Raw genomic sequence first — 20,492 nt, 5'->3', positions numbered from 1 at the left:
GTTTGTTCTGTATTATATCAAAATGAGCTAATATAGTATAGGTTTAAGTTACTTTTGTTGAATTTTTTGATAAGTGTTTTAAGTACATTTATAAAGTAATCCCTTGAGACTTTTTTAGATGTAGAGGTCTCATTATAAGGGGTTAATTAACTTAAAGATCAACCCAATTACAGTATGGAAAACTTTACTAAATTAAAAAGTATCGTTGCCATAGGACTGATACTTTCCTTTCATTTTGGAAGTACACAGACCTATGCTTCGAGTATGTTGGATGACTCCAGGTCCTCGGATGGAGTTGTAGATGCAAGAGCTAATAGCTCCATGGATAAGACTATAAGTGGGACTGTTTATTCTACCGAAGATGGACTTACCATGCCTGGTGTAAGTGTAGTACTGAAAGGTACTACTAGAGGAACAGCTACTGATATAGATGGTTCATTTACGCTTGATGTCCCTGACAATGGAGGGATTTTGGTGTTCAGTTTCGTAGGTTTTGAAACACAAGAAGTTGCTGTCGCCAACCAGGCTGTATTTGAAATCAAACTGAATCCGGATATTACCTCCATGAATGAAGTAGTCGTCGTAGGTTATGGAACTATGAGAAAAGGAGATGTTACAAGTTCTATCGGAGGTGTAAAAGAGGAAGATTTCGTCAAAGGTGCGGTCAGGGATGCAGCCCAGCTGATTCAGGGGAAAGTAGCAGGCTTTCGCGTGACCACACCCAGTGGAGATCCGGCAGCAGGCACAGAGATTAACCTTCGAGGCCTAAACTCTATCAATGGCACAAATCAACCACTTATATTGATTGATGGCATCCCGGGAAACATGAATACTGTCGCACCAGAAGATATTGAGTCTATAGATGTACTCAAAGATGGTTCGGCAGCAGCTATTTATGGAACCAGGGCAACAGGTGGCGTAGTCTTGATTACTACCAGAAAAAATAGTGCGGGTAGAAATACAGTAAACTACAACAACTATGTGAGTGTACAGACGATTCAAAGGAGGCCACAGCTTTTGACTGGGGATGACTATCGAAGATTGATCGCAGAAGAAGGGATTGCCTATACAGATTATGGAGGAAATACAGATTGGATAGGTGAGATGCTTCAGACACCAATTAGCCACAACCACAACCTGACATTTTTTGGAGGAAATAGTACTACCAATTTCACTGGATCAATTAATTACAGAGATTGGGATGGGATCTTCAAGAGAACAGGTCAAGAAAGACTTACTATTAGAGCAGATTTGAACCACAGTATGTTTGGCGACAAACTAAGAGCTAATGTACAAGTGATCAATAGAGTGATAAAAGCCGCTAGAGGAGGCGCTGATGGCTATGCATTTAGACAGGCCATGATCAGAAACCCCACTGACAGGGTTCGTGATGAGCAAGGCAACTGGCAAGAAAGGGATGGGTATTTTTATGAAAATCCCATTTCAAGAATTTATGAATACTCCTCAGAATCCAGAAACAATGAGATGCGAATGAGTGGAACGCTAAATTATAATCCCATTGATGATTTGGATCTGAAACTTCTTGTTTCCAATGTGCAGAACAACAATATTTTTGGTGGAGCTACTACCTTCAATCATACCGATACTTGGCTGAACAACAGGAATAGTTCAGCAAATAGATCTGCGAATGCTTATAATGAAAATCTCGTAGAATTAACTGGAAACTATAGTAAGTCTATCGGTAAAAATTATTTTACTGTTCTTGGTGGATATAGTTGGCAGGATGCAGTTTATGAAGCATTTGAAGCAAGCAACTGGAATTTCCCCACAGACCTTTATACTTGGAATAATCTGGGTGCAGGGGCAGCACTGGCCAATGGTCAAGCCGCTATGGGAAGTACCAAAAACAAATGGCAATTGGCTGGATTCTTTGGAAGGTTTACCTACAACTTTGATGACAAATACCTATTCATGGCCAGTGTTAGAAGAGAAGGTTCCTCAAGGTTTGGAGCCAATTACCAATGGGGTACTTTTCCTGCTGCTTCTGTAGGCTGGAGAATCAGCAATGAACCTTTCCTCAAAGGAGTTAGAAACGTGAATGAAATCAAAGTTAGGGCAGGATATGGAGTAACAGGGACAATTGCAGGCAATCCATATTTGTCTCAGATAAGTTATAATTTTGATAGGGGACAAGGTGCGTATGTAGGTGGAAATTGGGTTCAGGGTTTTATTCCTACCAGAAACTTCAATCCAGATCTAAGGTGGGAAAAGAAATTGGAATACAATGTAGGGGTAGATTTCAGTTTTTTTCAAGACAGGGTTAGCGGTGCCATTGATTTTTACAGAAGAAATGTTAATGACCTTCTTTACAATTTCCCAGTGCCAGTTCCTCCTTACCTCACGGGAAATATCATGCTGAATGCAGGTACGATGCGGAATGAAGGGATGGAGTTTTTGCTGAATTTTACGCCAATCAAGAAAGGGGATTTTGTCTGGAATTCTAACTTCACCTATTCTACAAATAGGAACAAGCTTGTAAACCTTTCCAATGAGCAGTTTGATGTTTCAAGGGAATTTTTCAATGATGGAGGTACAGGAGAGCCGATACAGGATTATACCCATCGTGTGGAGGTGGGAGGACCGATTGGACAGTTTTTCGTTTGGAAATCTGTTGGGGTCAATGAAGATGGGCTTTGGTTGATTGAAAACCGAGAAGGTGAGGTAATCCCGATTACAGATGCAGTTCCGGAAGACAGACAGTTTTATGGAAATGGTATTCCAAAGCACATTATTGGATTCAATAATTCTTTTACTTACAAAAGGTTTGATTTGGAAGTGAATATGAGAGGGGCTTTTGGACATAATATTCTGAATTTTCAAAGGATGTTTTATGAAAACCCTAAAAACATTGCCTACAATATGCTCAACACAGCCTATGATCCAGTTTATGGCCAGAGACTTAACTCTGACTTGGCTTATGTGAGCCATTACATAGAAAGTGGTGACTACCTCAAATTGGACAACGTGACTTTTGGATATAGTTTTCCAGGTAGGGGGATTATGAAGAATGCAAGAGTATATGCCTCAGGTTTAAACTTGTTTGTGCTCACAAAATATCAGGGGATTGATCCCGAGGGTGTCAGTATTTTGGGATTTGCACCTGGAAATGACCAAAGAGACAAGTATCCAACTACAAGAACATTCACCTTGGGACTAAATATTTCATTCTAAAAGGATCAAATCATGAAAATTATAAATAAAATAATCTTAGGCTCCGCTTTTTTGGTAAGTATTAGCTTTGCTCTGCAATCCTGTCTCAACCTCGATGAGGAAGTTTATTCGGAAGTATTGGCAGAAAATTTCAGACCGGGCGAGCGGGATATTCCAGCGATTATCGCACCAGTTTATGGTTCCTTGAGGGCATTGATGATGGGTTGGCAAGGACATTTTGATGTACAAGAAGAATCCGCAGATGTTATCGTTACACCTGCTAGGCCAAATGGCTGGTATGATGGAGGTACTTATGTCAGAATGCATCAGCATACCTGGACACCGCTTCAATGGCAGCCGACAAATCTTTGGAACAGTTCCTATAGAAGTGTCACTACTGCAAATAGGGTGATTTCCCAGATTGAAGATGGGGAAATCCAAATTTCAGAGGGAAGAGAAGCGGTAATAGCTGAACTTAAAGGGGTGCGTGCTTTTGCATATTACTTATTACTTGACAACCATGGTAATGTGCCAATTGTAACTGATTTTAGGGATGTAAGCCTTCCGGAGCAAAGTGATAGAACAACCTTATACAATTTCATCATCGAAGAAATCGAGAATGTGTTACCTTCCTTAAGTCAGGACGCAAGCAATACTTATGGACAAATGAACTATTGGGTTGCAAAGACCCTATTGGCGAAAATTTACCTCAATGCTGAGGTCTACACAGGTACACCCCAATGGCAAAAAGTTATTGAGGTTTGTGATGAAATCATCGCAGGAGGCGTATATTCTTTGGATCCAGTATATTCGGATGTTTTTCATTGGGAAAATCAAAACAACCAAGAAATCATCTTTGCAATCCCCTATGATGAGATTTTTGGACAGGGAAATACAGTTCACATGAAGACTTTGGATCCACTGAGTAGGTTCGTCTATGGGATGCAAGCAGGTCCTTGGGGAGGAAACTGTGCAGTACCACAGTTTATAGATAGTTATGATGCAGAAGATGGAAGGCTTTATGATACTTGGATCCAGGGCCCTCAGCGCCACGCAAATACTGGAGAAGTGGTAATCACTTATAGAAAAGAAGTGCCAAGTATTGCAGCCACAGCGTCCAATGATGGCTATAGAATTGGTAAATACCAAATTAAGCCAAGTGCTACAGGTAGTTTGGACAATGACTTTCCATTTTTCAGATATGCCGATGTGTTGATGATGAAAGCGGAAGCATTGCTTCGAACAGGCAACGGTGCAGAAGCTGCAAGCTTGGTGTCTGAGGTGAGGACAAGGGCATTTGCCAATACCAATCCTGCAAAAGCAACTGTTACCGCAGCTGTATTGGAAGGTAATAGTAGGTATCAATATGGCTACCAAAATTTGGATGGAAGTATTGACCTGGATTCAGGCGTCATTCCCTTTGGAGGGTTCTTGGATGAACTCGGTTGGGAGTTTGCAGCCGAAGCGCATAGAAGACAAGATCTTATCCGTTTTGGAGTGTTCCAAACCAAGAGTTGGTTCAACCACCGACCGCATCCACAAGCACAGAATAAAATTATCTTCCCAATACCGGAGACAGAGATCAATAACAACCCAAACCTTACACAGAACCCGAGTTATTAGTCATTTTGGTTTATCTATTGAAAAAGCTGCCATGCAAAATTATCGCATGGTAGTTTTTTTTATTTAGTTGATCAAGTAATGGGCTATGACAAAATGACTTGCATTCAGTGACTACAGAATACTGTAGGTGTTTTTTAATTAAATTTTTAAACCAAAAAGAAAAAGGATATCACTCCATCTTCTGGAAGATATCCTTTATCAAAAAAAATGGCTTCATCATAGCTACTTGTTCGTCCAACCTCCTCCCAAGGCCCTATAGATTCTCACTTTTGCGTTCAATTGCTTCAGTTTGATTTCTAAGAGTTCCAATCTCTTTGAATTTTTTGGAACTTTGGGGAATTGGATCATGAAACATGCCTACCAAAAGTTTGATCCTGCTTTCTGTTTCAATGATTTTTTGGAGTACCTCAAACTGAAGGTTTTTGGTATTCAATACCTGAGCTTCAAACCCGTTGATGGCAAGCTCCTGTTGAGTAATATTCAACACCTGGTTATAAAATAGTGCACTGTCAATATGTATATCCAAATTAGGATCGTAAAAATAGGAATGCCAATTGGGCATTTCAGTCTTGGAAGCATTTTGTTCCACCTCATATGGATACTTCTCAGGTGTTGTCATGTTTTCCTATTTTGATGTCTTGATGGCATCATCCTGTGTGAAACCCGGAGAAGGTACTCCCCTGATCGATGAAGAGGTGTAAAGATTGAACCGTGTAATTTCATTTGGCCTCTGTTTTTTTATAGAAAGCTTTCCCACTTTGATTGGCTGAGTCAGTCCTTAGTGAAATGATATGGGTTAGACACATCTTTAGAATAAATACAAATATGAGTTAATTCTCGTTAAGTGATTTTTCTGCTTTTCCTATATTCAAGTCTGTTCTTAAAATGTGGATAAAATTTGAACCTACTAAATTTGTTTAAATCATTTTAGAATGTGAAACATAGGTAAAATAATAGCGTTACCATTGTTCTACATAAGTATTACTAAAGATGTTTTTTAAGAAGAAAAAAACGATAGTTAGAGACCCTTTGGAAGTTGAACTTGAGAGAATAAAGGATCTATCATATGATTCCGCAGGACAAACTGATTTGTTCGGGCCAACATTTAAATTCCATCACGCAAGGGCTTTTTACAATACCTACTTGGAGATTTTTCAGGAAGAAATATACAGGTTCGAACCATTGGAAAAAGAAAATGGAATTATCTTGGACTGCGGTGCGAACATGGGGCTAAGTGTACTTTTTTTCTCCTTAAATTACCCGAATCATCAAATCCATGCATTTGAACCTGATCCCGGTTTATTTGATTTGTTGAAGGAAAATGTAGAAAGTTTTGGGCTTAAGAATGTCAACCTTAATCAAAAAGCAATTTGGACAGAAGAAACTGTTTTGAGCTTCCAATCTGATGGTGGAATGGGGGGAAGGGTAAATGAACTATTCCAACACTCTGAACAGCCAGTTGTAAAGGTATCCACCGTCATGCTATCAGCTCTTTTGGACGAAAAAATAGATTTTCTCAAGATAGATATTGAAGGAGCTGAGGATGAAGTCATCAGATCCTGCAAAGGAAAACTAAAAAACGCCAACCATTTATTCTTTGAATACCACAATGATATCAACAAACCTCAGACACTTCATGAACTCCTCGAGATTGTCAGCAAAGAAGGTTTTAAATATCATATAAAGGAATCTAGCGCCCGTAACCGTCCCTTTGTAGATCAAACTTTGATTTGCGAGAGATTTGATATGGCGATTACAGTCTTTTGTTATCGATAAATTGTTATTGTACGCATTTCGATAAGACAAAACAGCTGACTTTTACGTTTACGGATAAAAGCATTCAGAATTTTCATGATAAGTATAATTGTTTGTTCAGTACGAAAAGATCAATTGGAACAATTCCAATCAAATGTTTCAGAAACCATAGGAGTACCTTTTGAGCTTATTTCAATAGACAATACGATAGACCCTAAAAGTATTACCCAGGTATATAATGAAGGTGCAAAGCTTGCAAAATTCGAAACACTCTGTTTTGTTCATGAAGATGTGGCATTCAAGACTAAAAATTGGGGTCAAAATCTTGTCAACTTTTTTAACTCAAACCAAAAGGCAGGGTTGGTGGGTATAGCAGGTTGTGCCTATAAACCCAAGATGCCTACTGGTTGGGGTTGCCAAGGGCTGGAAGGTCTTTTGATTAAAATAAACCTAATCCAGCACTATAAGCATAAAAACCAAAAACCTACTCTACATTTCCTCAATGGTGGAAATGACCTACATGCCAGAGTTGCCTGTATTGATGGTGTATTTATGGCTACAAGAAAAAAGGTGGTTGAAGAAATCCCTTTTGATAATGATCTTAAAGGTTTCCATGGTTACGATATAGACTTTTCAATCAGAGTCAATGCAAGATATGAGGCATATGTCGCATTCGATATCCTTTTGGAACACTTTTCTGAAGGATCGTTTGATCAATATTGGTTTGAAAATATCATCTATATCCACGACAAACTGCGTGGCTCGTTGCCGCTAAACCCTTTGAATTTAACCAAAAAGCAAATGGTGACCTGTGAAAAAAGAAGCTTTAGGTTTATGGCTAAATTTTGCAGTACAAGACTTCCAATAAGCACTGCTGTCAAAATATTGAAGATGAGTGTCTTAAAGGAGTATGATTATTTTACCTACTTAAAAATGTATTATTCACTGACCAAAGCCTACATTAAAAAAAGGAAAGTTTCATTTTAAAGATACCTGCCCATCGATTGATAAGTTTTGACAAGCCCCTTTGATAGTGTATTGGGCCGATAGGAAGCTTTTGAATTTTTCCAAGAGTTTGTTATTCAACTTTGGATATTTTTTCAGTTTACGGTTATAGGTATCCGATTTCATTTTTTTGACATGTATTTCTATTTTTCTAGCCTGTTAGAAGTCTTGATAAGGTATTGCGATAAAATCAGTCCAGTCATCAGCTTTCTGTGTAAAGTTTGTTTTTGAGTACACTTTGTTGATGTGATTTTCAAGCCTTTCCTGCACGGTAATAGTTGTCAAACCAGAATAGAATCGATTGAGTTTGTCGCTATGAAGGATGTAGAAAAATGATATCATGGTATATAAAGTAAAAAACAAATTGCCGATCTTATTGATCAGGAAAACGAAAAAATGGCCAAGGCTAGAAAATTGCTTTTAAACGAGGCCATAACCCCGGAAGATTACAAGGAAATGAAACGGGATTTTGATGCTGAAATAACCAGTCTGGAAATTGAGTTGGACAAGATTGCACCTCCGCTGGACCAGCAGCCCATTAGGTTTTTGGATAGTATTCTGGAATTGGCTTCAAGCCTTGATAATCTGTATGTTACAGCTGATTCGGAGTTGAAAAGGCGTATAGTTGGTTCGATCTACCCCAAAAATTGGTGTTTTGACGGGAAGCAACATCGAACCACTTTTGTCAATGAAGTACTTCGCTGTTTCTACCTGATTAACAATATGTTAGAGTCTAAAAAAATAAGTCCAAAGTCGAAAATTTCGACTTTGGACAGTGTGGTGGGCCCACCTGGGCTCGAACCAGGGACCTCCTGATTATGAGTCAGAAGCTCTAACCAACTGAGCTATAGGCCCTATTTACTTTTTTATTTGTGACCTCCTGTCCCTATATCCCGAAAGCTTTGGGGAGGAGAGTCGGAAAATCTAACCAACTGATTCTGGATGGTTATCGATCCTCAATTAAACCAAAAATGCAATTAATCTATTTAGTATAATTTTCTAGATAAGTACCTTGCAATTGGGACTGCAATGTTACATATTTGATCTTAAATTTACAACTCTAATCTTTATGAAAAACTTGAAAAATATAGATTTTTTGCTCTTTGATTTGGGAAATGTAATCATTGATATCGATTATCAGTTTACATTCAACGAGTTAAATAAATTGCTCCCTGAAAATAAAAATCATCTAGTTCAATTATTTTTTCCTAGTAATTTTCATAAGCTATATGAAAAAGGCTTGATTTCATCCGAAAAATTTCGTGATGAGGTTAGATTACATTTTCAAGAGGATTGGTCGGATACACAAATAAATCAAATCTGGAATAGTTTATTAAAGGATATTCCCAAAGAAAGGATAGACTTGATCAAAAGTCTAAGATCGGATTATGGTTTGGCGGTATTGAGCAATACCAATGAAATACACATAGAAAAAGTCAATGAAATTTTGGCTGAACATCATGATTTACCTTCTTTGCATCCATTGTTTGATGAGGTGTATTTTAGTCATGATCTCCAATTGGCAAAACCAAGCGAGGAGATTTATGAGGTTGTAGCCAACAAGCTCAATACTGACCCTTCAAAAATTTTGTTTTTTGATGACCTTGAGGAGAACTTATTAGGAGCTCGTACAGTTGGCTATCAGACACATCTTATCAACCACCCAAAAGGGTTAATCAGTTTTTTTGAAAATGTACTCTAAAAAGGAATATTTCACCCATTCGATTCTATTTATATTGACAATCATAGCGACTACCTTTGCAGGAGGGGAGTGGCTATTTGGGAAAAGTATTTTAGGAAAGGATGAACGCTTTCTAGATTGGGAATACTTTATCAAATCGCTCCATTTCTCCATACCATTTATAGGGATTTTGTTAGTACATGAATTGGGTCATTTATTGACTTCCATTCACTATAAAGTAAAGTCATCTTTGCCATATTTTATACCTGCTTGGTTTGGTTTCTTAGGATCTCCATCATTGGGTACATTTGGTGCAATTATCCGAATGAAAAGTTTTATAAATTCTAGAAAAAAATTCTTTGATATTGGTGTTGCAGGACCTATTGCAGGTTTTGTAATTGCTTTATTTGTACTTGTTTATGGATTTACCAATTTGCCTGAAGCAGATTATATATATGAAATACATCCTGAATATTTAGACCCAGATTTTGAAGGGCATTCAGCTGAGGAAGGTTACTTGAATCTCGAAATGGGTTACAATTTACTTTTCTACATAATGGAAAAAACCTTGGCTGATCCTGAGAAAATGCCAAACATGTCTGAGATTATCCATTTCCCGTACTTGTTTGCAGGTTATTTGGCACTGTTTTTCACTGCACTTAATCTTCTTCCTATTGGCCAATTGGATGGTGGACATGTGGTGTTCGGCTTGTTTCCACGCAATCATAAGATGATCTCTTTGGGGGCTTACATAGCTTTTGTGTTTTACGCTGGCCTCGGGATTCTGACACCTTTTGCACCATTAAGTACCATATTTTGGACTTTACTTTTGTACCTGGGATTCTTGTATGTGTGTTTCCGCAAGGCCCAAATACCTGAACAAACCAAATGGATGATCATCTTGATGATGGCAGCTTTTCAATATCTTATTGCTTTTATATTTCCTGAAATTCAGGGTTATTCCGGTTGGTTGTTTTTTGCCTTTTTGTTGGGAAGGGTAATGGGACTTTCCCATCCTGAGGTTTCAGGAAATAAAGAGTTGGATCAGAAGAGAAAAATCATTGGTTTAATCGCCATTGTGATATTCATATTGTGCTTTACTCCCCAGCCATTTATCTTCCAATAAGACAAATAGGGAATGGGAAATTGACGTTTATATCAATTGCCATTCCCTATTTTTTTAAAGTATTTGTTACTTTGCCAGCAAAAGCTTTGAATTTTAAATTCAGGCTTGTATAAGTTAATATCCCAATATCCAATATCAATCTATATCAATTCCGTTGACGACAAAATAGCATAAAGTCACTTAATTTTTCAATATTAATCTTCAAACTCCCTGTATGCATTGATTCCTCCCAATACATTTCTCACTTTGTTGTAGCCTTTGGTTTCCAAAAACTTTTTGGCATTTCCGCTTCTTGCTCCTGATCTACAATGAATGATGATTTCCTGGTTTTTGTATTGCTCGATTTCCCCTAGTTGATGTGGAAGGGCTCCCAATGGGATATTTAAAGCTCCCAGATTGTCTTCTTCATATTCCCATTCTTCCCTTACATCAATGAATACAAATTCCTCTTTGCTTTCGATTCTTTGTTTTAAATCTTCAACTGTAATATCTTCCATCTTTTTATTTGACTAAAATTCTATATGATTTTGGTACTCCCTGTTCCATTATATTGATTAAATACAATCCAGGCTTTGTTCCTGCAAAATTAAGGATTTTACCTTTTTCAGCATCCTGAATCTCAATTTTAATTGCTCTTCCATATGGATCCAATACCTGAATCAATTCAAATGAATTGCCTTCTACCCTGAGAAAATCAGATACAGGATTAGGGTAGATAAGTATTTTTTCTGGCAGTGTTATCTCTGGCTCTTCGTTAGGTGGAGTCTCTGATAGATGGGCTCTCATCATCAAAGAGCCAGTTACAAGCTCATTCTGTTGCCAAGTACCTGCTATGTTGAAGAAAATTTCTTCCCCATTGTCACTGCTTTTATCCAAGCCTACGTAGATAAATTCATTGGTAAACTGCATAAACCCGACATAGAATTCATCATTTAGTAAGATATTTTTGTCTATCTCAAAAAACGAAAATTCTGGCAAGCTTTCTTTGTCAGGTATCACTGTTTCTAATACATATACAGGATCTTCATTTAGATCATTCCAAACCATCATATTTACACCTCTTCCGAATTGTGTGAAATTACTGAAGTTTATGCTGATTCCTTTCAGGTAGGCCTCTTGGGTTTTTTCAAAACGCTGTGCCAACATACCTGATCTTTGGTTGATTCCAGCAGAATAATCTAAACTTCCATTGTCATAGGCAAAGTAATCCCGAATCGCTATGGTAGATCTTACAGTATCATTTTTCCTAAAATCAACTTCTGGAAATCTAAGTGTGTCACCTCCTACGATTTGAAAGAGGGATTCATCCCCTGAACTCAGATAAGTTACCAATTCCAAGTCTGTTTCATCTTCAGGTAAGGGCAGGCCGGGAATAGGGTTACTTGAAAAGCTTCTTCTTTCCAAAGCCAGTGGTACTGGATTAAAAGGGGTGTTGTTATTCACTTTCAGAATCAATTCTTGGCTCTCTTTATCTCTGAATTCTACAGTGAATTCCATGGCTCTAAAGCGATTTTCAAGATTATTGAATTCATTGCTGGTAGCTTCAAGGTAGTTTTCAGAACTAGCCTGCAACTCTATCAGTGGTACGGCACTATACTTCCCAAAGACTGAAGTATTTACTCCTGTCAAAGCTCTATCTGTAAAGTTTAAGTTTGTCTCATTTCTATTTGAATTGAGATAAACATAATCTATCAACCAGGTATCAAATGGGCCTGATGCCCTTCCTCTTGCCTGAAATCTAAATTGGAAGGAATCATGGTGATACTCTTCTGTAATTTGTAAAGTTTCTTGTGTGAAGAAAAATTGTTCTGCTTCCAATGCACCTGTTTGTTCCCATACGGTCTGCCAAACGCCTGTTTGACTTAAAAACTGTAGCGCCAGAAAATCGTTGATGTCAGGCAATTCACCTTTTCCTCCCGCTTGCCAAAAAAAGCTGATAAAAACTGTCTCTTTTTCCGATTCACTAAGTTCTGTTAGGTCAAATGGTCTTGATTGAAGTTCATCAGTGATTCCTTGGTTTATTGGATTCGTATTGTAAGGACTCCCATTTTCTCCCACACCGTCAAATACAGCTACTCCCAAACTTGGAGGGAGGTTGGCTGTGGTGTAGGAGTGGGTAACGCCATTGTTGATCCAGAGATCTTCCCTGATCTCTGGATCACTAAAGTCATCCCAAAAGGGAAGAGTTATTTTGATGTCATCAGATAGCCGCGCTGAGTTTATGCTTTTTGCTTCTACCTTCTTTGGTGTAACCAACTGTTGAAATTGGCCAAAAGTATCATTGATACTTATCGAAATAAGTATTGAAATGAAAAAAAGTACTTTTGAGATTTTACAAATCATTTAAAAATTAGTGTCTTTGTTTAACTCTGATATCCACAAATCTATTGGTTCACCGGACTTGACCTCTGCACCTGATGGAGGCAAGTGTCTAATAATCGTGCCTTGGGGAACTGTATCTGTCGTTACATAATTGATTCTTCCCATTCTCAAACCTGAACCGATAATCAAAAACTCAGCATCTACCTCATCCATTCCTATCAAGTTAGGCACATCCAGTATCTGATTGCCAAGGCCATCACCAACGACAAGATCTATTTGTGAACCTTTTGCTATTTCGAACCCTTCAGAAATATTTCTACCTCTGTATTTTTGTTCCAATACTACGTTTTGGCCAATATCCGGAACATACTTAATATCTCCTCTTACCAAACCTATATTTGACAGTATTTCCTGAACATTTTTCAATTGGCTATTTACCAAGTTTGGCATTTTGATCATTGGGGCATTTTTGGAATTCAAAGTCAGGTAGATTTTTCTACCAGATTTTACTTTTGTTCCTGCCTTTGGTGTTTGCTTGAGAACTGTCAGTGGTTTTATTTCAGCATTGAACCCACTGTCAATATTTATTTCATATCTCAGATTTCTGTTTTCAAGATAACTTTCAATCTCACTATATTCAAAACCATCTAAGTCAGGAACTGACACGGTCTCACCGTGATTGGTGAAGGATGGTAAAAATACTTTTAAGAAGATAAAAGTCAGTAAAATGATTACCCCTAAAATCAAGCCAATATGAATACTGACTTTTTTGAGTGAATCTTTGATATTGTCCATGAAGTGAATGTTTTTGTAACTAACGTACAAAGGTAAAATTATATTTAATTTTTTTTAATGTATAATAAGCTTTCTGGTTTCGGTTATTGAGTTACTTGTGATTTTTACTATAAACACACCTTTAGAGAAAAGTTGGCTAGAGAAACTGTACGTTTGGTTCAAGGTATTTGGATAATCTATATCTTGAACAAGAGCACCTGTAGACGAGAATACCTGAATATTCACTGATTCATATGTCGCAAAATTGAAGGCAATATTGAATATGTCGCGAGCAGGGTTAGGGAAGATTACTGTGTTGCCAAGTCCCGGATCAACAGGGTCTTCATTTGCAGAAAGGAATAGTTCTATATTGTCCAAATAAACAGAGCCATTCGTATCTGTGCCGTTTTCAATTACGAATGCAACCCTAATTGAATCGGCTCCTGAACCAGCATAATCAGTTAGATTTACGAATTCTCTCCTGTAGTTTTCTCTAACATTCGGATTAAATTCGCCATTTTCTACTGTGTTGATTTCTGTTCCGGTTTTACGGTTTATCTCTTGATAAGTGACACCGCCATCTGTACTAACCATTGTTTTGAATATGGTGGTTTCACTTTGGTTTCCAGCACCGAGATCATAAAAAATACTTGCTTGCCTACTCACACTCAGATCAAAAACCGGTGATCCAAACCAATTTGGGTTTTCAGAACCGATTCCTTCCAACACTACAGCATTGTTTTGAGATCCTGATTGAAGTGAAATCAATTCCCAAGTATTTTCATTTGTGTTTACATTGATAGCTGACCATGGTAAGAATGAAACTATTCCGTCGAAATTTTGTCTCCATGGTGACCTTATGGTAGCTTCATTTTTCAGAGTAAACTGAGTAAGGTTAGATGAAGTACCAAAATTTTGGTCAAAATTCGGATTTTCAATTAAATATTCAAGTCTAGAAACTCCAGTATTTACTATAGAATTTGGCAATTCTAGCGTAGTGGTGGTTCCTACTTCTATATTCTGACCTCTTGCGATAAATGTTTGTTCGCTTCCACTATTAGTTCTTCTGCTGATTAAAAATCCATTAACAGGTAAGTTTCCAGAATTGGTTAATTGAATTACTTCAGATGATTGTGAGCCATCATTAATTGGCCCGGGACTTACCAATCTGTTCAAGTCTAATTTATAGTTGTAAGTTTCTTCAGATAGGATTTCGATGTCCTTTAAATAGATGTTATTTCCATAGCCATTTCTCGTGATAAATGCGATTCTAACATTATCGAAATCTGAAAAAGCAGAAAGGTTTAAAACCTCTCTTCTGAATTGAGCATTGCTCGTTGGGATAAACTCATTCGGGGTGGGAGTGGAGGTCTGAAGAAAGGTTCTGTCTTTACTATATGGAGGGTTAATGATGTCAAATGTGTTTCCACAATCTGTAGAGACGGCTACAAAAAGAATGTCTGACAAACTAGGGTTTTCAAATGGGGCGTGTGCTAAGTTGAATGTCAGTTGAGCATTAGGAAAATTAGTCAAATTGACTGTGGGAGAAATAAAGAAATCCAATTGTCCGGGAGCTTCATATTCATAGTGTCTGATAAATAGTAAGTTTTGATTCACACCAGAAATTGGAAGCGTCACATTTTCCCAAGTAAATAAATTGTCAGGGTTTCGTATAACCCAATCATTTCCTGCATCAGAAAGATCCAAAGAATAAGGGAGATTAATTTCAGTTTGTAAAATTGGGACACTCGTACGCTCATTGTTTGAGATGTTTGCATCAATACCACCATTTACTTGAATAATCCTCACTTTGAATTCCGTTTGACCATCTCCAATAAGAGTAATAGGATTAAAGGAAACTGTTATCGATTCGGTTGTAGCCAAATTTAAACTCAGATCTCTTGTTTCTACAATATTGTCATTTAATGAAATCTCGATTCTTGCAGAACTAATAACATTCAAACCTCTATTTAAGAATTCTACTTCTGGCACAATTACATTTGAGCAAATGAGATCTTTTGGGTTTACAATTTCTTCTACAGACAGATCTAAATTCGGTAAGATAGGTTCTTGTGTAGCAAAATTATTAATTAAAGATCCTCTTCTTGGACTAAACTCCAACACAACATTCATCCTGTCAACTTGTCCTTGGGTAAACAAATTCATACAAGCATCAGGGGTGTAATCCATGTAATTTTCAGTCATATCACGTGTACCACATGAAAATCTTGGATTATTGATTCTACAGTTATTATTGTCTGCGTCTTGATTGGGTGTGTCATCAACGAAATCATCCACCAAACAACCATCTTGACCAGTATTGGGATCTCCCCAGATATGCCTTAAGCCTAAATAGTGACCAACTTCATGTGTTGCCGTTCTACCTCGTGAACCACTAACGGCACTGCCACCTTCACCAAAATACCTGTAATCTACTGTGACGCCATCAAACTCTGCTGGTGAGGGAGCGAAATTCAAACCAGGCAAGTCGGATACTGGAAATGTGGCATATCCTATGAATGGTTGTGAAAGCGGAACTACCCATATGTTTAAGTAATCTTCTGTGGGCCATGAAGAGATGGATGAAATTATGGAAGCGTCATCAATGCCATATACAGTTCTGGTCCCCTGTACTCTGACTATACCTGTGGTAGGAAAGCCATTGGGATCAGCTTTTGCCAATACAAATTCAATATTTGCATCTGCAGCAACATTTAAAAATTCGGATGGTGTCTGATTCTGGTCTTGGTTTGCCCTTCTGAAATCCTCGTTCAAGGATCTTATTTGAGCCTCAATCTGTGATTGGGGGATGTTTGCTCCTTGGCCTACAGGTGTCCCATTGTGTATGATATGTACTACAACTGGAATTACCCTACTTTCATTCTGAAGACGATTTTGAATTGATGGTCTTTTGGATATCTCTGCTTTTTTTCCAACCATCCATGATTCGAAATATTCCCTACTTCCATAGATTCCAAGTGCTTCTTCTTGAAGTTTTTCTATATGTACTGAAGCACATTTTTCGTCATGAATATGCTTGTATGGTTGACCAAAAAATCCTTGAGAAAAAACATTGAAACTTAAAAATATAAATGAAAAGGATAAGCCAAATCTTATCCAAAGCTTTTGAAATATCCTGTTCATAAATTATTATACTTATGTTTTACACAACGGCAACGTTGATAGCCTCTACTTTTACAATTTCAGGTATAGCCCTTTTGATGGCTTCTTCTACTCCTGCTTTTAATGTCATCGTTGACATTGGGCATGAGCTACAAGCACCTGTTAGTTCCAGTCTCAAAACCATATCTTTCGTCAATTCTACTACTCTAACATTTCCTCCATCAGCCTCTAGATATGGTCTAATGCTATCCAATGCCTCCTCTATTTTCTCGTTCATTTCCATTATGTTATTCAATTTACTACTTTGATAGACGTTGTAAAACGTAAATTTTTGATTAATTCTTGATATTCATTATCCATTCACATGGACAACTTCTGTTTTGCTTTTATCAGCGTTTCTTATTGCCACTTGCCTAGCGACCGCTTCTGCCAATTCTGAGAAGGCAATTTTTGTTATTCCTTCTTTGAACACTGCAGGATAGCCAGTATCACCACTTTCTCTTATGCTTTGTACTATTGGGATCTCTCCCAAGAATGGTACGGAGAACTTCTCAGCCAATCTTCTTCCTCCTTCTTTTCCAAACAAATAATACTTGTTGTCAGGAAGCTCTTCAGGCGTAAAATAAGCCATATTTTCGATAACACCTAAGATTGGAACATTAATCTGTGGCTGTCTGAACATTGTCAATCCTTTTGTGGCGTCGGCTAATGCTACTTTCTGAGGTGTAGTGACAATTACGGCGCCAGTCACAGGAATGGTTTGCACCATTGTCAAATGAATGTCGGAAGTTCCGGGAGGAAGATCAATAAGTAAATAATCCAACTCTCCCCATTCCACATCAGCTATAAATTGCTTCAATGCAGAGCTGGCCATTGGCCCTCTCCATACTACTGCCGAATCAGAAGGAGTCAAGAAGCCAATTGACATCAATTTTACGCCATATTGTTCTATTGGAATGATGATGTTTTTTCCATCGACTTGTTTTACGGATGGCTGTTCGGCCTCTACATTGAACATCGTTGGGACAGAAGGCCCAGAAATGTCAGCATCTATCAATCCAACTTTAGCTCCAGAATTTGCCAATGCCACAGCTAAATTACTCGCTGTCGTAGATTTGCCTACACCTCCTTTTCCTGATGCGATTGCAATGATGTTTTTCACTTGCGGCAAAAGAGGCGTATTGTCTCTAGTAGTCGTGACATTGGAAGTCATAAAAATGTCAACTTCCACATCGGCACCAAGTGAATTTTCAATCGCCTCTAGGCAATTGTTTTTAATTACTTCTTTGAGAGGACATGCAGGAGTGGTCAATACCACTTTAAAGCTCAATTTATTCCCTTCTATTTCAATATTTTGAATCATCCCCAGGGTTACCAGATCTTTTTTCAAATCTGGGTCTTCTACTTTTGATAATGCCTGAAGGACTTGTTCTTTATTAAAGCTCATGGACGGTTTTTTCTGAATTTGACGCAAGTTAGTCTATAATTGTTCTAAATAAAACTACTGTTCTTGCTATTATTTAATTTTTGATTTAGTATGATATGATTATCAGCTACTTTACCAGTAGCTTTAATTCCAAGGTTGATTGCTTGCTTATGTTCAGTATTTACGAGTATCTAACATCAATTAATATCGGATCTAAGCTAAATCAGGCTTTTCTTTATTTAGTGGTAAAGTTCCGTATACCCATATACTAAAATATGAATATCCGCTTTTACACCAGTATCCATATTTAATTAGGTACAAACTTTGAATTCAGCTGCTGTCGACTGTCATCCGTAGACAATTATCCGCTTGACCCAATTGTTTTATTTACCTTCTGGTGTAATTGCGGATAATCATATACCAAAATCTAACTTTTAACTGAGCCAAATAGTTTCTCGGAATACATTCTTATGTTTTGCAGGAATACTTTTATCTTTGAACTTTCAAGTGAATGATTAATGGGAATTAGTAGAGCAACGACCGAAAAAGTAAGAGAACGAGCAGATATTGAAGATGTCGTCAACGATTACGTGCCTCTGAAAAAGAAAGGTCAAAATCTTTGGGCTTGCTGTCCTTTTCACAATGAAAAATCCCCTTCTTTCTCAGTCTCTCCAGCCAAGCAGATTTATAAATGCTTTGGCTGTGGAAAGGCAGGAGACCCAATACAATTTGTCATGGATATCGAGGGGCTTGGTTTTGGTGAAGCCATCAAGCATCTAGCAGTCAAATATGGTATTGAGGTAGAAGAAGACCACACTAGCACTCCTGAGGATATTCAGGCCTATAATGAAAAGGAAAGCTTATACATTGCTTTGAATTTCGCCAAAGATTTTTTCGTCCAAAACCTGCAAACAGAAGAGGGACGTGCTATAGGACTAAGTTATTTCAAGGAAAGGGGGTTTAGTCAATCGATCATTGAAAAGTTTGATCTTGGCTACACGCTTGATGGATGGGATCATCTTCTGAAAGCTGCAAAAGCGGCTGGGCATTCTGAGGAGATTTTGCTCAAGGCAGGCTTGATTTTGCAAAAAGAAGGCGATCCAACTCGGGTTTATGATAGATTTCGGGGAAGGGTCACTTTCACTATCCATAATTTGGGTGGAAAACCGATAGGGTTTGGTGCAAGAATCCTCACTCAAGACAAAAAGCAACCAAAATATATCAATTCTCCTGAAACAGATGTCTATCACAAAAGTGATGTGCTCTACGGAATGTTTCAGGCCAAAAAATCTATCCGGGAAAAAGACAATTGCTACTTGGTGGAGGGTTACACAGATGTGGTGTCTCTTCATCTTTCGGGCATCGAAAATGTAGTAGCATCTTCAGGTACCTCCCTAACAGAGAATCAGATAAAACTGATCAAAAGATTTACGGATAATGTAACTGTACTATTTGATGGAGATTCTGCAGGGATCAAAGCCTCTCTCCGTGGTATAGACATGCTTTTGGAAGGTGGGTTGAATGTCAAAGCTGTTGTATTTCCAGATGGTGATGATCCTGATAGTTATTCTAGAAAAGTCGGTTCGCAGGCTTTTACCGATTATTTAGAAAAAAATGCCCAAGATTTTATTGCTTTCAAAATAGGTTTGCATGCTGATGAAGCTTCTAATGATCCAATCAAAAGAGCTGACTTGATCAAGCAAGTCGTGGCAAGTCTTTCCAAAATAGCAGATCCTATCATCAGGTCTGTATATGTTCGCCAATCTGCCAATTTGCTTGAGATAGAGGAGGAGATCATTCAAGTGGAGTTGAACAAAATCATCCTAAAGGTTCAAAAAGACCAATACTTCAGAGACCAAAGGGATGATGAAAGCCAAGAAACACCTTTTGAAAATTTTCTTCCTACCAAAGAGGAGGGAATATCTTTTTCTTCCCAGCTGGAAGCTCAAGAGCGCGAAATGATGCGTATGCTTGTAAACTATGGGTTTGAAATGGTTTCGGAGGAATTAAGTGTTTGTGAATATCTCTTGCAAGAAACACAAGAGTTGGTTTTTGAAACACCTGTATTCAATAAAATCCTCAAACTTTACAAAGAAGCTTTAGCTAATGGGATTTTGCCTCAGCCGCAGCATTTTTTGACTTCCCAAGATGCAGAAGTGAGAAATGAAATTATTACCATGATTTCGAGGAAGCATGAAATTTCAAAACTTTGGGAAGAAAGATTCCAAATTTTCACTATTAGCGAAGCTGATGATTTGGCCAAATCAGTTTATGACAATATTTTGAGATTGAAGCAAAAAGTCGTCAAAAAGATGTTGGAAGAAGCGAGAAGTAAAATAAAGGAAGCCCAAGATCAAAAAGAATCCAATGAAATAATGGATGAAAGACTTAAAGTTTACATGGAGCTAAAGCACTATCAAACAGAGATAGATAAGCAATTAGGCATAGTAATTAGCAATTGACCAAACTTAAATTGGAGTTCTTCG

Annotated in this window: 16 protein-coding genes and 1 tRNA gene; 8 read left to right on the top strand and 9 right to left on the bottom strand. The window is 37.8% G+C overall.

Annotated elements, in window-relative coordinates; all coding sequences use genetic code 11:
• Positions 1 to 174 precede the first annotated feature (174 nt).
• Both MM236_RS00590 and MM236_RS00585 read left to right on the top strand, forming a co-directional pair.
• A complete protein-coding gene (locus tag MM236_RS00590) occupies positions 175 to 3,192 on the top strand; it encodes a SusC/RagA family TonB-linked outer membrane protein (protein ID WP_241272977.1) in 3,018 nt (1,005 codons plus the stop codon).
• Between the two features lie 12 nt (positions 3,193 to 3,204).
• Positions 3,205 to 4,794, top strand: a complete 1,590-nt coding sequence (locus tag MM236_RS00585; RefSeq protein ID WP_241272976.1) for a RagB/SusD family nutrient uptake outer membrane protein — start codon at positions 3,205 to 3,207, stop codon at positions 4,792 to 4,794.
• 253 nt (positions 4,795 to 5,047) lie between these two features.
• Here MM236_RS00585 and MM236_RS00580 read toward each other — a convergent pair whose 3' ends face one another.
• Positions 5,048 to 5,413: a hypothetical protein gene (locus tag MM236_RS00580; protein ID WP_241272975.1), complete on the bottom strand. Its 366-nt coding sequence runs from the start codon at positions 5,411 to 5,413 to the stop codon at positions 5,048 to 5,050.
• A 371-nt stretch (positions 5,414 to 5,784) separates the two neighbouring features.
• Between MM236_RS00580 and MM236_RS00575 the strand changes: the two genes are divergently transcribed.
• Complete coding sequence (locus MM236_RS00575) at positions 5,785 to 6,570, top strand: FkbM family methyltransferase (RefSeq protein WP_241272974.1); 786 nt, start codon at positions 5,785 to 5,787, stop codon at positions 6,568 to 6,570.
• A 75-nt stretch (positions 6,571 to 6,645) separates the two neighbouring features.
• Entirely contained in the window at positions 6,646 to 7,536 is an 891-nt protein-coding gene (locus MM236_RS00570; protein WP_241272973.1) for a glycosyltransferase, read from the top strand.
• 177 nt (positions 7,537 to 7,713) lie between these two features.
• Here the strand turns inward: MM236_RS00570 and MM236_RS00565 are convergent, their stop codons facing one another.
• Positions 7,714 to 7,896 (bottom strand): GIY-YIG nuclease family protein, encoded by a 183-nt coding sequence (locus tag MM236_RS00565; protein ID WP_241272972.1) that lies wholly within the window; start codon positions 7,894 to 7,896, stop codon positions 7,714 to 7,716.
• 54 nt (positions 7,897 to 7,950) lie between these two features.
• Here MM236_RS00565 and MM236_RS00560 point away from each other — a divergent pair, with 54 nt between their 5' ends.
• Positions 7,951 to 8,370 carry a hypothetical protein gene (locus MM236_RS00560; RefSeq protein ID WP_241272971.1) on the top strand — a complete coding sequence of 140 codons (420 nt, stop codon included), beginning with the start codon at positions 7,951 to 7,953 and terminating at the stop codon, positions 8,368 to 8,370.
• Here MM236_RS00560 and MM236_RS00555 read toward each other — a convergent pair.
• Positions 8,333 to 8,409, bottom strand: a tRNA-Ile gene (locus tag MM236_RS00555). The two genes, MM236_RS00560 and MM236_RS00555, sit on opposite strands and share 38 nt — an antisense overlap.
• Positions 8,410 to 8,623: 214 nt before the next feature.
• Between MM236_RS00555 and MM236_RS00550 the strand changes: the two genes are divergently transcribed.
• A complete protein-coding gene (locus MM236_RS00550) occupies positions 8,624 to 9,256 on the top strand; it encodes an HAD family hydrolase (RefSeq protein WP_241272970.1) in 633 nt (210 codons plus the stop codon).
• Positions 9,246 to 10,361, top strand: a complete 1,116-nt coding sequence (locus MM236_RS00545) for a site-2 protease family protein (protein WP_241272969.1) — start codon at positions 9,246 to 9,248, stop codon at positions 10,359 to 10,361. The genes MM236_RS00550 and MM236_RS00545 overlap by 11 nt, the downstream gene beginning before the upstream one ends.
• 194 nt (positions 10,362 to 10,555) lie before the next feature.
• Here the strand turns inward: MM236_RS00545 and MM236_RS00540 are convergent, their stop codons facing one another.
• The 6 genes from MM236_RS00540 to MM236_RS00515 form a co-directional block, all read right to left on the bottom strand.
• Positions 10,556 to 10,858, bottom strand: a complete 303-nt coding sequence (locus tag MM236_RS00540) for a rhodanese-like domain-containing protein (RefSeq protein ID WP_241272968.1) — start codon at positions 10,856 to 10,858, stop codon at positions 10,556 to 10,558.
• Positions 10,859 to 10,862: 4 nt separating this feature from the next.
• Positions 10,863 to 12,704 carry a T9SS type A sorting domain-containing protein gene (locus MM236_RS00535; protein ID WP_241272967.1) on the bottom strand — a complete coding sequence of 614 codons (1,842 nt, stop codon included), beginning with the start codon at positions 12,702 to 12,704 and terminating at the stop codon, positions 10,863 to 10,865.
• Positions 12,705 to 13,478 carry a PASTA domain-containing protein gene (locus tag MM236_RS00530; protein ID WP_241272966.1) on the bottom strand — a complete coding sequence of 258 codons (774 nt, stop codon included), beginning with the start codon at positions 13,476 to 13,478 and terminating at the stop codon, positions 12,705 to 12,707.
• A gap of 54 nt (positions 13,479 to 13,532) precedes the next feature.
• Positions 13,533 to 16,601, bottom strand: coding sequence for a M43 family zinc metalloprotease (locus MM236_RS00525; RefSeq protein ID WP_241272965.1), 3,069 nt, complete (start codon positions 16,599 to 16,601; stop codon positions 13,533 to 13,535).
• 19 nt (positions 16,602 to 16,620) lie between these two features.
• On the bottom strand, positions 16,621 to 16,863 hold the full coding sequence (locus MM236_RS00520) for a NifU family protein (protein ID WP_241272964.1): 243 nt from the start codon (positions 16,861 to 16,863) through the stop codon (positions 16,621 to 16,623).
• A 69-nt stretch (positions 16,864 to 16,932) separates the two neighbouring features.
• Entirely contained in the window at positions 16,933 to 18,027 is a 1,095-nt protein-coding gene (locus MM236_RS00515) for an Mrp/NBP35 family ATP-binding protein (RefSeq protein ID WP_241272963.1), read from the bottom strand.
• 497 nt (positions 18,028 to 18,524) lie between these two features.
• On the opposite strand from MM236_RS00515, the gene dnaG reads away from it, so the two are divergent.
• Positions 18,525 to 20,468: a DNA primase gene (gene dnaG / locus MM236_RS00510; protein ID WP_241272962.1), complete on the top strand. Its 1,944-nt coding sequence runs from the start codon at positions 18,525 to 18,527 to the stop codon at positions 20,466 to 20,468.
• Positions 20,469 to 20,492 lie beyond the last annotated feature (24 nt).

Origin of the sequence: Belliella calami, assembly GCF_022549695.1 — a bacterium.
Taxonomy (GTDB): Bacteria; Bacteroidota; Bacteroidia; order Cytophagales; family Cyclobacteriaceae; genus Belliella; species Belliella calami.
The sequence above is the reverse complement of the archived record's forward strand: the minus strand, read 5'-3'. Positions and strand labels throughout refer to the sequence as shown.